Below are 13,154 nucleotides of genomic sequence, written 5' to 3' on the forward strand. Positions count from 1 at the left end.
GATGGTCGGCGCCGGCGGCGAGCGCGCGGGGGAATCCACGTATTGGGGACCGGATTTCGGTGAGCTTGCCACGGCGGACCCCGAGATCGCGGCTGTTGCGCTGGCCGAACTCGAGCGTCAGCGCGGCGGGCTTCAACTCATCGCAAGCGAGAACTTCACCAGCCCCTCGGTACTGGCTGCCTTGGGTTCGACCCTGAGCAACAAGTACGCCGAGGGCTATCCGGGTCGGCGTTACTACGGCGGGTGCGAGTACGTCGACGTAGCCGAGAATCTGGCGATCGACCGGGCAAAGGCACTGTTCGGCGCCGAGCACGTCAACGTCCAGCCGCATTCGGGGGCCACCGCGAATCTCGCGGTGTACGCCGCATTCGCCAAGCCCGGCGACACCGTATTGGCGATGAGTCTGCCGCACGGTGGGCATCTGACTCACGGGTCTCGGGTCAGCTTTTCGGGGCAGTGGTTCACCACCGTTCCCTATCACGTCGATTCGGCCATCGAATTGATCGACTACGACGAGGTTCGCACCCTGGCTCTGGCGCACAAGCCGAAAATCATCGTCGCCGGCGCGACCGCGTACTCCCGAACCATCGACTTCGCAGCCTTCCGGTCGATCGCGGACGAGGTTGGTGCGATCCTGTGGGTCGATGCCGCCCACTTCATCGGACTCGTGGCAGGCCGGGCGATACCGTCGTGTGTTCCGTATGCCGACGTGGTCTCCGCGACGACGCACAAGGTCCTCAGAGGTCCGCGCGGCGGAATGATCTTGTGCCGCAGCGAGCATGCCTCGGCTGTCGATCGCGCGGTGTTCCCCTTCATTCAAGGCGGCCCGATGATGCATGCGATCGCTGCGAAGGCGGTTGCCTTCAAAGAAGCGTCGACGCCGGAATATCGTTGGTATGCACAGGAAGTGGTTGCCAATGCGTCGGCGCTCGCGCAGTCGTTGGAAGCTCGCGGCCTGCGCACCGTGTCCGGTGGAACCGACACGCATCTGGCGCTTCTCGATCTGCGCGCAAGCGGTGTCACCGGCGTCGACGCCGAGCGTAGGTGCGGACTGGCTTCGATCACGCTCAACAAGAACGCGATTCCGTTCGATCCGCAGTCGCCGGCCGTCACGTCCGGAATCCGCGTCGGATCCGCGGCCGTGACGACCCAGGGGTTCAACACGTCCGACATGAGCGTCGTGGGGGAGTTGATCGCGCGTGCAGTCGTAGCGGATCCAGCCACCACGTCAGGGGAGGCCGAGTTGGCATCGGTTGCCGACGGCGTTCGCGAACTGGTACGGGCAAAACCTGCCTATCCCCGCCGGACGGGTGATCTCGCGCAGTGATCACTTCGTACGAGGCGACCACATATCTGGCACAGGGTGGCGGGGGAGCGGGTGTGCCCATCCGTGAACTGTTGCTCGTGCTGTGTACGGCGGCGGTAGTGACATACCTGGCGACTGGCGCAGTCCGGTTGTTGGCGCTGCGGTTCGGCGCAGTCGCGATTCCTCGTGATCGGGACGTTCACGTCGAGCCGATTCCGCGCCTCGGTGGCGTCGGAATGTATATCGGCATGGTTGTCGGTCTGCTGTTTGCGCAGCAATTGCCGGCGCTCACAAGAGGTTTCGGCTTCGGTAGTCCAGATGTACACGCTGCGCTCGTAGCGGGCGCCGTCATCGTCCTCGTGGGCGTGATCGACGACAGGTGGGGCCTCGACGCTCTCACCAAGTTCGTGGGTCAGGTGACTGCTGCCGGAGTGCTTGTGGTGATGGGCGTCAGTTGGTTCATCATCTACAACCCTTTCGGTGGTGACGGTGGGTCCACGATCATCCTCGATCAGATTCAATCGGGACTGTTCACGGTGGCTATCGCCGTGGCGACCATCAACGCGATGAACTTCGTCGACGGTCTCGACGGATTGGCCGCCGGTTTGGGCCTCATCGCGGCCTTGGCGATCCTCATCTTCTCGATCGGTCTGCTCCACGATCAGGGCGGCGACGCGAGTGTCTACCCGCCGGCGATGATCGCGGCGGCCTTGGCAGGCGCTTGTCTCGGTTTTCTTCCGCATAACTTCAATCCAGCGCGCATTTTCATGGGCGATTCCGGGTCGATGTTGATCGGTCTCATGCTTGCCGCGATCTCCACCAGTGCATCCGGTCGTATTCCGCTCACTGCTTACGGAACCCGCGACCTGGTCGGCCTCCTCGCGCCGTTGTTGCTGGTCGGTGCTGTGATGTTCATCCCGATGCTGGACATGCTCCTGGCCGTGATCCGCCGGACTAAAGCGGGCGTCAGTCCGTTCAGTCCGGACAAGATGCACCTGCATCATCGCCTCCTGCAAATCGGACACACGCACCGACGGGTTGTGCTGGTCATCTACCTGTGGGTCAGCGTTCTGGCTTTCGGTGCCGTCGGATCCTCGCTGCTCAATCGACAGCTGGTTGTCGTACTGGTTGCGGCCGGGTTGGTCATTGCCTTGTTCTTCACGGCGGTGCCGTCCCTGATCGATCGCAAGCAACAGCGTCGCTAGCCAAGTTTCCCGATCCATTACCCTTGGGCATCGTGACGAACACGCCGCAGCCTGTACCTGCCTCGCAACCCATCCCTGATTCGACCGCCGCCATGAAGTCGGCCGTGAAGTGGGGTGTGATGGGGCTGATCGCGCTGGCCGTGGTCGGCGCGCTCCTGGGCGGGCTCTTCGCCGGCAAGGAAGGCGTCTACGGAGCCCTGATAGGCGCAGCCGTCGGCGGCGGGTTCATCCTGTTCACGGCGCTGGGCGTGCTACTCACAGCGAAGTTGCCTGCGCTCACGGCCGGCGCAGTTCTTCTCGGCACGTGGCTGCTGAAGATGATTCTCGCGATGGTTGTTCTCTTTGTCCTCTCGGACATGGATTTCTACAACAAGACCGCTCTCGTCCTGGTCATCATCATGTCGCTGGTCGTCGTGCTCGGCGCGGAGACATACGGCGTTCTCGGAACCAAAACTCCGTACGTCGATCCCACTCCCAGCAGCAACGTCGACGACGACGAGTAGTACTACAAGAGGTAACTAATCGGACTTCCAGGTACCCCATCTACACAATGTCGTAGATGACTTGATAAGGTTCGGTTCAAGCGAGAGCAATGGTGGGCCGAGTAACACTCAGCCGACGATGCCATGTGCTCGCAGGTGGTCGAAATTCTGACCACTGAGTCGACGAGAGTCGCCGACACCGACAGACGCCAGGCCCCTCTAGGGTTCTCCAGCTGCTGACGAATGCGCGAGTCGAACTTGTCGACTTGTAGATCGTCAATGTCCGATCGAACCGCAGTCAATGATGGCTGCGGACCGACTACGGGAGAGAACGCTGAGCGTCACCACCCTGGCCGCGGATGAATTCCATGCGCCGTCACTAGACGATTTTTTCCCGCCCTCCGTGTTGATTCACGCGGGCCCCTTCGAGCTCGACCGTCTGATGCTGATTCGTCTGCTGATGTCGGTGCTGGTCGCAGCCTTCTTCGTGATCGCGATGCGCAGCCCTCGATTGGTTCCCCGTGGGATGCAGAACGCCGCTGAGCTTGCGCTCGACTTCGTTCGTATCAACATCGCCGAGGAGATCCTGGGCAAGGAACAGGGCAAGCGCTTCCTGCCGGTCATCACGACGATCTTCTTCATCGTGGTCGCCAGCAACATGGCCAGCATCATTCCTTTCCTGAACATCTCGCCGAACGCACGAATCGGTATGCCCCTGGTACTCGCGGCGCTCGCCTACATCGTGTTCAACTACGTCGGAATCAAGAAGTACGGCTTCTTCAAGTACGTCAAGAGCAGCATCGTCGTTCCCGGCGTTCCGCTGCCCCTGCACTTCTTGTTGGTGCCCATCGAGTTCATCTCGACCTTCATCCTGCGCCCGTTCACGCTGATGGTTCGTCTCATGGCCAACATGTTGGCCGGCCACATCCTGCTGGTGCTGTTCTTCAGCGCGACGAACTACTTCTTCTTCGTGTCCGGCGGATTCCAGGCGATCTTCGGCGTTCCGTCGATCATCGCCGGTATCGCATTCACGTTCTTCGAGCTGCTGGTCATCTTCCTGCAGGCTTACGTGTTCGCGTTGCTGACCGCGGTGTACATCGAATTGGCGCTCCACGCCGACGAGCACTGACCTTTTACCTCCTCACCAGCTACACCAAGAACTGAGCCTCTTGCCGAATCCGGCAGAGGTCAACAGAAAGGGAATGGAACACCATGAGCATCGCTTACCTCGCTCAGGAAGTTGTCGAGACCAAGTCGCGCGGCTACGGAGCCATCGGCTACGGCCTCGCAGCAATCGGCCCCGGCATCGGCGTGGGCATCGTTGTGGGCAAGGCAATCGAAGGCATGGTCCGCCAGCCCGAGATGGCCGGCCAGGTTCGTACCACCATGTTCCTCGGTATTGCATTCACCGAGGCCCTCGCATTGATCGGCCTTGTCGCCGGTTTCATTTTCTAAGACAGACATGGGAGCCACCTTCGCAGTGCTCGCGGCAACAGAGGAGACACACAATCCTCTCTTGCCCGAGACATACGACATCGTGTGGTCCGCGGTTGCGCTCGTCGTAGTCGGTTTTGTCTTCTGGAAGCTCGTTCTTCCGAAGTTCCAGAAGGTCTTGGCCGAACGCACCGAGCAGATCGAGGGCGGCATCAAGAAGGCCGAAGACGCACAGGCAGAGGCAGCGGCCGCGCTCGAGCAGTACCGCGCGCAGCTCGCCGAAGCTCGTACCGAGGCAGCGCAGATCCGTGAGGAAGCGCGTACCCAGGGTCAGCAGATCATCGCTGACATGAAGGTTCAGGCGCAGGACGAGAGCGACCGCATCGTGGCCGCAGGCCACAGCCAGCTCGTCGCCCAGCGTCAGCAGATCGTCGCTGAGCTCCGCTCGGATCTCGGCAAGACCGCTGTAGACCTGGCCGAGAAGGTCATCGGGGAGTCTCTCGCCGACGACGTGAAGCGCGCCGGAACGGTTGATCGTTTCCTCAACGAGCTCGACACCGTCAGCGCTGATTCAGCCAGGAAGTGAGCAACATGTACGCAGCGAGCCGTGAAGCCTTGGCGCAGACTCGTTCTGCGCTGAGCAGTGCCCTGGGCGCCGTCTCTGCAGGAGCCGCAACTGCTGCTTCTGCTCAGGCTGGGTCCGAGCTCTTCTCGGTGGTCGAGGTACTCGACGGCCAGCGCGCTCTTCGCAGCGCGCTGGCTGACGCTTCGGCACCGGCCGCTGGTCGCCAGGCTTTGGCAGAGCAGTTGTTCTCCGGAAAGGTCGGCGCCGAGGCGCTCGCCACCGTGAAGGCAGCTGCAGGCCAGGACTGGTCTGCGGCCCGCGACTTGGTCAACTCGCTCGAACTGCTCGGACGCGAAGCTCTGCTCCGCGCCGCAGCCGATCAGAGCCAGTTGGACACCGTTGAGGACGAGCTCTTCCGTCTCGGTCGCATCGTGGCAGGGGATCCCAGCCTGGAGCAGACGCTCTCGGATCTGTCGGTTCCCGCAGCCCGCAAGCGTGAGTTCCTCTCCCGCTTGCTCTACGGCAAGGTCACTGCGGTCACCGAGGCACTCGCCGGACAGGCCGTCGGCCGGTTGAAGTCTGCACCCGCAGACACTTTCGATCAGCTGTCGAATCTTGCCGCAGCGCAGCGCGATACCACCGTTGCTCACGTTCGCAGCGCCTCGGCGTTGAGCTCGGAGCAGTCGGATCGCTTGGCCAGCACTCTTACCCGCACCTACGGGAAGCCGGTAGCAGTACACGTCGAGGTTGATCCAGAACTCCTCAGCGGCTTGGTCGTCCGGGTGGGCGACGAGGTTATCGACGGCAGCGCAGCGGGTCGACTCGCAGCACTGCGGAAGAACCTCAAGTAGTCCTTCAGCCGAACACATACTCCAGATCTTTTCGAAGACCAGACACCGAGAGCAGGAAAAACATGGCGGAGCTGACGATCTCCTCCGACGAGATCCGTAGCGCGATCGACAACTACACCGCGAGCTACTCCCCGGAGGCCTCCCGTGAGGAGGTCGGCACAGTGACCGACACCAGTGACGGCATTGCGCACGTCTCTGGCCTGCCTTCGGCTATGTCCAACGAGCTGTTGGAGTTCCCCGGTGGAATCGTCGGCGTCGCGCTCAACCTGGATGCCACCGAAATCGGTGCCGTCATCCTTGGCGATTACCAGAACATTCAAGAAGGCCAGGAAGTAAAGCGCACGGGCGACGTTCTGTCGGTTCCCGTCGGCGATGCTTTCCTCGGCCGCGTCATCGACCCGCTGGGTGCGCCTATCGACGGCCTCGGCGAGATCGAGAGCACCGAGAATCGTGCACTCGAGCTCCAGGCCGCTTCGGTGCTCGAGCGCCAGCCGGTCGAAGAGCCGCTCCAGACCGGTATCAAGGCTATCGACGCCATGACCCCGATCGGCCGCGGCCAGCGCCAGCTCATCATCGGCGACCGCAAGACCGGCAAGACCGCGGTCTGCATCGACGCCATCCTGAACCAGAAGGCCAACTGGGATTCCGGCGATGTCAACAAGCAGGTGCGCTGCATCTACGTTGCCATCGGTCAGAAGGGTTCCACCATCGCGGGCGTCAAGGCTGCCCTCGAGGAGAAGGGCGCGATGGAGTACACCACCATCGTTGCTGCTCCGGCCTCTGATTCCGCAGGCTTCAAGTGGCTCGCACCGTACACCGGCTCGGCCATCGGCCAGCACTGGATGTACCAGGGCAAGCACGTTCTGGTCGTGTTCGACGACCTGACCAAGCAGGCAGAGGCGTACCGCGCCATCTCGCTGCTGCTGCGTCGCCCGCCGGGACGCGAGGCTTACCCCGGTGACGTCTTCTACTTGCACTCCCGTCTGCTGGAGCGTTCGGCGAAGCTGTCCGACGCACTCGGCGGCGGCTCGCTGACGGCTCTGCCGATCATCGAGACCAAGGCGAATGACGTCTCGGCGTACATCCCGACCAACGTCATCTCCATCACCGACGGTCAGGTGTTCCTCGAGTCCGACCTGTTCAACAAGGGCGTTCGCCCCGCGATCAACGTCGGTATCTCGGTCTCCCGCGTCGGTGGCGCTGCACAGACCAAGGGTATGAAGAAGGTTTCCGGTTCGCTGCGTCTGGAACTGGCTCAGTTCCGTGAGCTCGAAGCGTTCTCCGCTTTCGCATCCGACCTCGACGCTGCCTCCAAGGCTCAGCTCGAGCGCGGTGCCCGTCTGGTCGAGCTGCTCAAGCAGGATCAGTACAGCCCGATCCCTGTCGAGGACCAGATCGTCTCGATCTACCTCGCCGGCGAAGGCATCTTCGACAGCGTTCCGATCGGTGACGTCCGTCGCTTCGAGAAGGAACTGCTCGAAGACCTCAAGCACTCGGCTGCTGGCGTCTACTCCAGCATCAACGGCGGTAAGGCACTCGATGCCGACAACGCTGCTGCGCTGATCGCTGCAACGAACAAGTTCAAGGAAGGCTTCATCGCATCCGACGGAAGCCGGGTCGTGAACGAGGCCGAGGCTGACGCTTTGGGCGCCGACGAGGTCGAGAACGAGCAGATCAACGTCAAGCGCAAGACCGTCAGCAAGTGACGTACGCGCCCATGACACTGCGAATTCCGAAGGGAGAGTGATTGATCGATGGCGAGCATTCTCGAATTGCGGTCTCGTATCAAGTCGGTCAACTCGACCAAGAAGATCACCAAGGCACAGGAACTGATCGCGACTTCGCGTATCACCAAGGCTCAGATTCGCGTCGCCGCGTCCAAGCCGTATGCCGAGGAGATCACGAAGGTACTCACCGAATTGGCGAGTGCGTCTGCTTCGCTCGATCACCCGTTGCTCAACGAGCGCCCGGAGCCCAAGCGGGCAGCGGTCCTCGTTGTCACCAGTGACCGCGGCATGTGTGGTGGCTACAACTCCAACGTCCTCAAGCAGGCAGAAGAGCTCATGGCTCTCCTCCGCAGCGAGGGCAAGGAGCCGGTCGTGTACGTGCTCGGTTCCAAGGGACTCGGCTACTACACGTTCCGCGGCCGCGACATCGGTGCTGCGTGGACGGGCTTCTCGCAGGATCCGGGTTACTCGGATGCAGCGAAGGCCAGCCGCCACCTGGTGGAGCTGTTCATGGCTGGTTCGGGTAACCAGGTTGCCGCTCCGAACGGTGAAGGCACGATCGAGGGCGTCGACGAACTCCATATCGTCTACACCCGCTTCGTGTCGATGCTGACGCAGACTCCCGAGGTTCGCCGTATGGCTCCTCTCGAGGTCTTCGTGTCGGAAGAGCGCATCGAACTCGGTGACGACATGCTGACCAACGGCCACGACGACGACCATGACAATGGACCCGTCGCGGACTTCAGCTTCGAGCCAGAGCCCGAGAAGCTTCTCGGTGCTCTTCTCCCGAAGTACGTCAGCACTCGTATCTTCTCGTCGCTTCTCGATGCTGCGGCATCGGAGTCGGCAGCCCGTCGTACCGCCATGAAGGCCGCGACGGACAACGCAAACGAACTGGTGAACACGTTGAGCCGTCAGGCCAACCAGGCTCGCCAGGCCCAGATCACCCAGGAAATCAGCGAGATCGTCGGCGGCGCCAACGCGCTCGCCTCGAGCGCAGGAAGTGACTAGCACATGACCGCAGCAGTAACCGAAAACAACGGGGCAGGTTCGGCTTCGGCCGTAGCCGGCCGCGTCGTGCGGGTCATCGGTCCCGTCGTGGACGTTGAATTCCCGCGTGGCGCTGTTCCTGAACTGTTCAACGCCCTGAACGCCGAGATCACGCTTCCCTCGGTCGCCAAGACGCTGACGCTCGAGGTTGCACAGCACCTCGGTGACAACCTGGTCCGCACCGTCTCCATGCAGCCCACCGACGGCCTCGTCCGCGGCACTGCAGTGACCGACTCGGGCAAGCCGATCTCGGTTCCCGTCGGTGACGTCGTCAAGGGCCACGTGTTCAACGCCCTGGGCGATTGCCTCGACACCCCCGGCCTCGGCCGCGACGGCGAGCAGTGGGGCATCCACCGCAAGCCACCAGCCTTCGATCAGCTCGAAGGTAAGACCGAGATCCTCGAGACCGGCATCAAGGTCATCGACCTTCTCACCCCGTACGTCAAGGGTGGAAAGATTGGCCTGTTCGGTGGCGCCGGCGTCGGCAAGACCGTTCTGATCCAGGAAATGATCACGCGTATCGCTCGCGAGTTCTCGGGCACCTCGGTGTTCGCAGGCGTCGGTGAGCGTACCCGTGAGGGCACCGACCTCCACCTGGAAATGGAAGAGATGGGCGTCCTCCAGGACACCGCCCTTGTCTTCGGCCAGATGGATGAGCCGCCCGGAACGCGTATGCGCGTCGCCCTGTCCGCACTGACGATGGCGGAGTACTTCCGCGACGTTCAGGGCCAGGACGTCCTGCTGTTCATCGACAACATCTTCCGCTTCACGCAGGCAGGTTCCGAGGTTTCCACCCTCCTCGGCCGTATGCCTTCGGCAGTGGGCTACCAGCCCACGCTGGCGGACGAGATGGGTGAGCTCCAGGAGCGCATCACCTCGACCCGCGGTCGCTCGATCACCTCGCTGCAGGCTATTTACGTGCCCGCCGACGACTACACCGACCCCGCGCCGGCTACGACGTTCGCGCACCTCGATGCCACCACCGAGCTCTCGCGCCCGATTTCGCAGATGGGTATCTACCCCGCTGTGGATCCGCTGAGCTCGACCTCCCGTATCCTGGAGCCCGGCATCGTCGGTGCCGAGCACTTCCGCGTTGCCAACGAGGTCAAGCGCATCCTGCAGAAGTACAAGGAACTGCAGGACATCATCGCCATCCTCGGTATGGACGAGCTTCAGGAAGAGGACAAGGTCCTCGTCGGCCGCGCCCGTCGTATCCAGAAGTTCCTCGGCCAGAACTTCATCGTTGCCGAGAAGTTCACCGGTGAGCCCGGCTCCGTCGTGCCGCTCCGCGACACGATCGAAGCCTTCGACCGCGTCTGCAAGGGCGAGTTCGATCACCTGCCCGAGCAGGCATTCAACAGCTGCGGTGGACTCGACGACGTCGAGGCTGCAGCCAAGAAGATGGCCGGGAAGTAGTCCACGATGGCTGAGATGACCGTAGAACTCGTTGCCGTCGAGCAGCGCTTGTGGTCTGGTTCGGCGACGCTGGTCAGCGCTCAGACCACTGAGGGCGAAATCGGCATCATGCCCGGGCATGAGCCGGTCCTCGGCCAGCTGATCGAGGGCGGAACCGTGTCGATCACCCCGGTCGACGGCGAGCGTATCGTTGCTGCAGTACACGGAGGGTTCCTCTCCGTCACTGCGACGACGGTGACGATTCTTGCCGAGTCCGCGGACATGGCACAGGACATCGACGTCGAGGCAGCCAAGGCTGTCTTGGCCGAGAACTCGGGCGACCTCGAAGCGATTGCGGTCGCCAAGGGTCAGCTCCGGGCCGTCGAGCGCGCGTAAGTTACTCGAGTAAAGCCGCGACGGGAGCCGACGAACAGTGACATTCGGAATGACTGTGTTGATCATTCTGGTTGTGCTGCTCGCGGTTCTCGTCGCGGCTTTTCTGTATCGTCTGCTGGTTCTACGTCGCGGCGGTACCGCTGCACTGCTTCGTGTTCTGCCATCCCCGGGGGACAGCGGGTGGCGTCACGGAATCATTCGCTACGGCGAAAGCACCTTCGTCTTTTTCAAACTGTCGAGTCTGCGGCCGGGCCCGGACTCCAGGATTGATCGTCAAGGAATTGAGGTCGAGAGCCGTCGCTCTCCCTCGGGTACCGAATTCGACATCATGAGCGACGACATCGTCGTGGTCAAGGTCAACGACGGATCGTCGGCCTACGAAATCGCCTTGGACAGTGGGGCATTGACAGCATTCCTGTCCTGGGTCGAATCACGGCCGGACGGGCGCGCCCGTAGGCGACGCACCGCCTGACCGGTCCCGCTCAAGCCCCGGCGCCGGGCTTCCAGAGCACATCGCCTTCAGGATTTGCCACTCTTCCCATGATGAAGAGCAGATCCGACAATCTGTTGAGATATTTCGCGGGGAGGACGCTGGTGTCTTCCGGGTTCGCATCGATGGCGGACCAGGCCGCACGCTCCGCACGCCGCGAGACGGTTCGTGCTACGTGAAGCAGGGCGCCCAGGGCAGTTCCGCCGGGCAGAATGAACGAATTCAACGGTGCCAGTTGCTCATTGAGCTCATCGCACCATCCTTCGAGTCGATCGATATAGGCCTGAGTCACTCGCAGCGGTGGGTACTTCGGGTTCTCGACGACAGGGGTGGACAGGTCGGCCCCCGCGTCGAAGAGGTCGTTCTGGATCTGGCGCAGCATCGCGAGCAGATTCTCCGGGGGTGTGCCGAGGGCAACGGCCACACCGATCGCCGCGTTGGTCTCGTCGCAATCCGCATAGGCGACCAGACGCGGATCGTTCTTGGAGACTCGCGAAAAATCACTGAGGCCGGTGGTCCCGTCGTCGCCGGTCCGGGTGTAGATCTTCGTCAGGTGAACAGACATAGGGCTACGGTACCGGCGCGGTGCCGACGAGGTTGTGGCTCTAGGCTGTGAACCGTGAGTGAGCACTTTCTTGTGACCGGGGGTAACCGCCTCGAAGGTGAAGTACTGGTGGGAGGGGCCAAGAACAGTGTGTTGAAGCTGATGGCCGCTGCGCTGTTGGCCGAAGGCACCACTGTGGTGACCAACTGCCCGGACATTCTCGACGTGCCCCTGATGGCGGACGTCTTGCGAGGGCTGGGCTGCGAGGTCGAACTCGAAGACTCCGAAGTGCGGATCACGACGCCGGCCGAGCCGAAATATCACGCTGATTTTGACGCGGTGAAGCAGTTTCGGGCGTCGGTGTGTGTGCTTGGTCCGCTGGTCGCGCGTTGTCGACGCGCTGTTGTCGCACTTCCTGGCGGCGATGCGATCGGTTCGAGGCCACTCGACATGCACCAATCCGGGCTCCGCCTGTTGGGCGCGCGTAGCGAAATCGAACACGGATGTGTCGTTGCCGAGGCCGACGACCTTCACGGCGCGAACATTCGCCTGGTCTTCCCGTCTGTGGGTGCAACCGAGAACATCTTGATGGCAGCAGTGCTCGCCCGAGGTGAAACGGTGATCGACAACGCTGCACGTGAGCCCGAGATCGTGGATCTTTGCAACATGCTCAACGAAATGGGCGCCAAGGTATCGGGCGGCGGAAGTTCGACGCTCACCATTCAAGGCGTCCGCAAGTTGGAACCGACTACGCACCGTGTCATCGGTGACCGCATCGTTGCCGCAACATGGGGTGTCGCTGCCTCCATGACCAGGGGCGACGTCCGCGTTCGCGGGGTGAACCACAAGCATCTCGGGTTGGTCCTCGACAAGCTTCGGACAGCCGGCGCGGAGGTGACTCCCGAGGTAGACGGTTTCCGTGTCATCCAGCGTGAACGGCCCAAAGCAGTCAATTTCGCGACATTGCCTTACCCCGGATTCCCGACCGACCTGCAGCCGATGGCAATCGGTTTGGCGGCGGTTGCCGAGGGCACCTCGATGATCACCGAGAACGTATTCGAATCGCGTTTCCGATTTGTCGAGGAAATGATCCGACTCGGCGCCGACGCTCGTACCGACGGTCACCATGCTGTGATCCGCGGAGTTCCAGTGCTGTCGAGTGCGCCGGTGTGGTCTTCGGACATTCGGGCAGGCGCCGGGCTCGTGCTTGCCGGGTTGGTCGCGGACGGAACCACCGAAGTCCACGACATCTTCCACATCGACCGTGGGTACCCGCGTTTCGTCGAGAATCTTCGTGGACTCGGGGGAGTGATCGAGAGGGTGGGCTCCGAATAGGTTCGGTGCTCGGCGTCACACTCGGGCCTATTCGCGATTGGCGGAAAGGCTTAACTGTCTGACCTGGCCTTGGCTAGTGAATCGGTGTTGTGACCAGGCGATTTGTGAATTGATTGAAGGTTCGCGTAACTTATTCCAAGTCAGAGCGACACGGACACCGACTCCCGCCTTCACGGCGAGTGACACGAGGTTGTACGAAGTGCCTGACCAAATTTCGAAGTAGTTTCCATCGTGTATGGTTGTGCTTCACCTCCAGTTCTTCCCCGATTGTTCAGCGGTTTGCGCCGATGATCATGATGGGATAGGCTGGAAAAGTTGCCCCGGAGCGGCGGCCATAGGGTCGTGGTGATGGTGTGTGCGTGTTCTTTGAGAAC

Annotated in this window: 14 protein-coding genes; 13 read left to right on the top strand and 1 reads right to left on the bottom strand. The window is 62.0% G+C overall.

The features are described from left to right. The first annotated feature begins 1 nt into the window (after position 1). The 12 genes from glyA to AC3WQS_RS30995 all read left to right on the top strand — a co-directional run bounded on the left by glyA (position 2) and on the right by AC3WQS_RS30995 (position 10,883). Complete coding sequence (gene glyA, locus AC3WQS_RS30940; RefSeq protein ID WP_492712866.1) at positions 2-1,327, top strand: serine hydroxymethyltransferase; 1,326 nt, start codon at positions 2-4, stop codon at positions 1,325-1,327. Beyond that, positions 1,324-2,511 carry a glycosyltransferase family 4 protein gene (locus AC3WQS_RS30945; protein WP_019749176.1) on the top strand — a complete coding sequence of 396 codons (1,188 nt, stop codon included), beginning with the start codon at positions 1,324-1,326 and terminating at the stop codon, positions 2,509-2,511. The genes glyA and AC3WQS_RS30945 overlap by 4 nt, the downstream gene beginning before the upstream one ends. A 32-nt stretch (positions 2,512-2,543) precedes the next feature. After that, on the top strand, positions 2,544-3,014 hold the full coding sequence (locus AC3WQS_RS30950) for a Cg1360 family ATP-synthase-associated protein (RefSeq protein ID WP_019749175.1): 471 nt from the start codon (positions 2,544-2,546) through the stop codon (positions 3,012-3,014). A 280-nt stretch (positions 3,015-3,294) separates the two neighbouring features. Next, positions 3,295-4,122 carry a F0F1 ATP synthase subunit A gene (gene atpB / locus AC3WQS_RS30955; RefSeq protein ID WP_019749174.1) on the top strand — a complete coding sequence of 276 codons (828 nt, stop codon included), beginning with the start codon at positions 3,295-3,297 and terminating at the stop codon, positions 4,120-4,122. Positions 4,123-4,205: 83 nt separating this feature from the next. Beyond that, the gene (locus AC3WQS_RS30960; protein ID WP_003941327.1) at positions 4,206-4,448 is read left to right on the top strand and encodes an ATP synthase F0 subunit C; all 243 of its coding nucleotides are present in this window, start codon (positions 4,206-4,208) and stop codon (positions 4,446-4,448) included. Positions 4,449-4,455: 7 nt separating this feature from the next. Then, positions 4,456-5,013: a F0F1 ATP synthase subunit B gene (locus tag AC3WQS_RS30965; RefSeq protein ID WP_019749173.1), complete on the top strand. Its 558-nt coding sequence runs from the start codon at positions 4,456-4,458 to the stop codon at positions 5,011-5,013. A 5-nt stretch (positions 5,014-5,018) separates the two neighbouring features. Continuing rightward, positions 5,019-5,843 carry a F0F1 ATP synthase subunit delta gene (locus AC3WQS_RS30970; RefSeq protein WP_003941304.1) on the top strand — a complete coding sequence of 275 codons (825 nt, stop codon included), beginning with the start codon at positions 5,019-5,021 and terminating at the stop codon, positions 5,841-5,843. Between the two features lie 62 nt (positions 5,844-5,905). After that, positions 5,906-7,549, top strand: a complete 1,644-nt coding sequence (gene atpA, locus AC3WQS_RS30975) for a F0F1 ATP synthase subunit alpha (RefSeq protein ID WP_019749171.1) — start codon at positions 5,906-5,908, stop codon at positions 7,547-7,549. A 48-nt stretch (positions 7,550-7,597) separates the two neighbouring features. Further along, entirely contained in the window at positions 7,598-8,581 is a 984-nt protein-coding gene (locus AC3WQS_RS30980; protein WP_003941320.1) for a F0F1 ATP synthase subunit gamma, read from the top strand. 3 nt (positions 8,582-8,584) lie between these two features. Next, positions 8,585-10,036 carry a F0F1 ATP synthase subunit beta gene (gene atpD / locus AC3WQS_RS30985; RefSeq protein ID WP_003941349.1) on the top strand — a complete coding sequence of 484 codons (1,452 nt, stop codon included), beginning with the start codon at positions 8,585-8,587 and terminating at the stop codon, positions 10,034-10,036. Between the two features lie 6 nt (positions 10,037-10,042). Beyond that, complete coding sequence (locus AC3WQS_RS30990; protein WP_019749170.1) at positions 10,043-10,411, top strand: F0F1 ATP synthase subunit epsilon; 369 nt, start codon at positions 10,043-10,045, stop codon at positions 10,409-10,411. Between the two features lie 49 nt (positions 10,412-10,460). Beyond that, positions 10,461-10,883 (top strand): DUF2550 domain-containing protein, encoded by a 423-nt coding sequence (locus AC3WQS_RS30995; protein WP_029255703.1) that lies wholly within the window; start codon positions 10,461-10,463, stop codon positions 10,881-10,883. 10 nt (positions 10,884-10,893) lie between these two features. Here AC3WQS_RS30995 and AC3WQS_RS31000 read toward each other — a convergent pair whose 3' ends face one another. Then, entirely contained in the window at positions 10,894-11,466 is a 573-nt protein-coding gene (locus AC3WQS_RS31000; RefSeq protein ID WP_020908291.1) for a cob(I)yrinic acid a,c-diamide adenosyltransferase, read from the bottom strand. A 54-nt stretch (positions 11,467-11,520) separates the two neighbouring features. On the opposite strand from AC3WQS_RS31000, the gene murA reads away from it, so the two are divergent. Next, a complete protein-coding gene (murA, locus tag AC3WQS_RS31005; protein WP_003941314.1) occupies positions 11,521-12,780 on the top strand; it encodes a UDP-N-acetylglucosamine 1-carboxyvinyltransferase in 1,260 nt (419 codons plus the stop codon). Positions 12,781-13,154: the final 374 nt, after the last annotated feature.

It is taken from the genome of Rhodococcus sp. FW305-130, assembly GCF_058788335.1.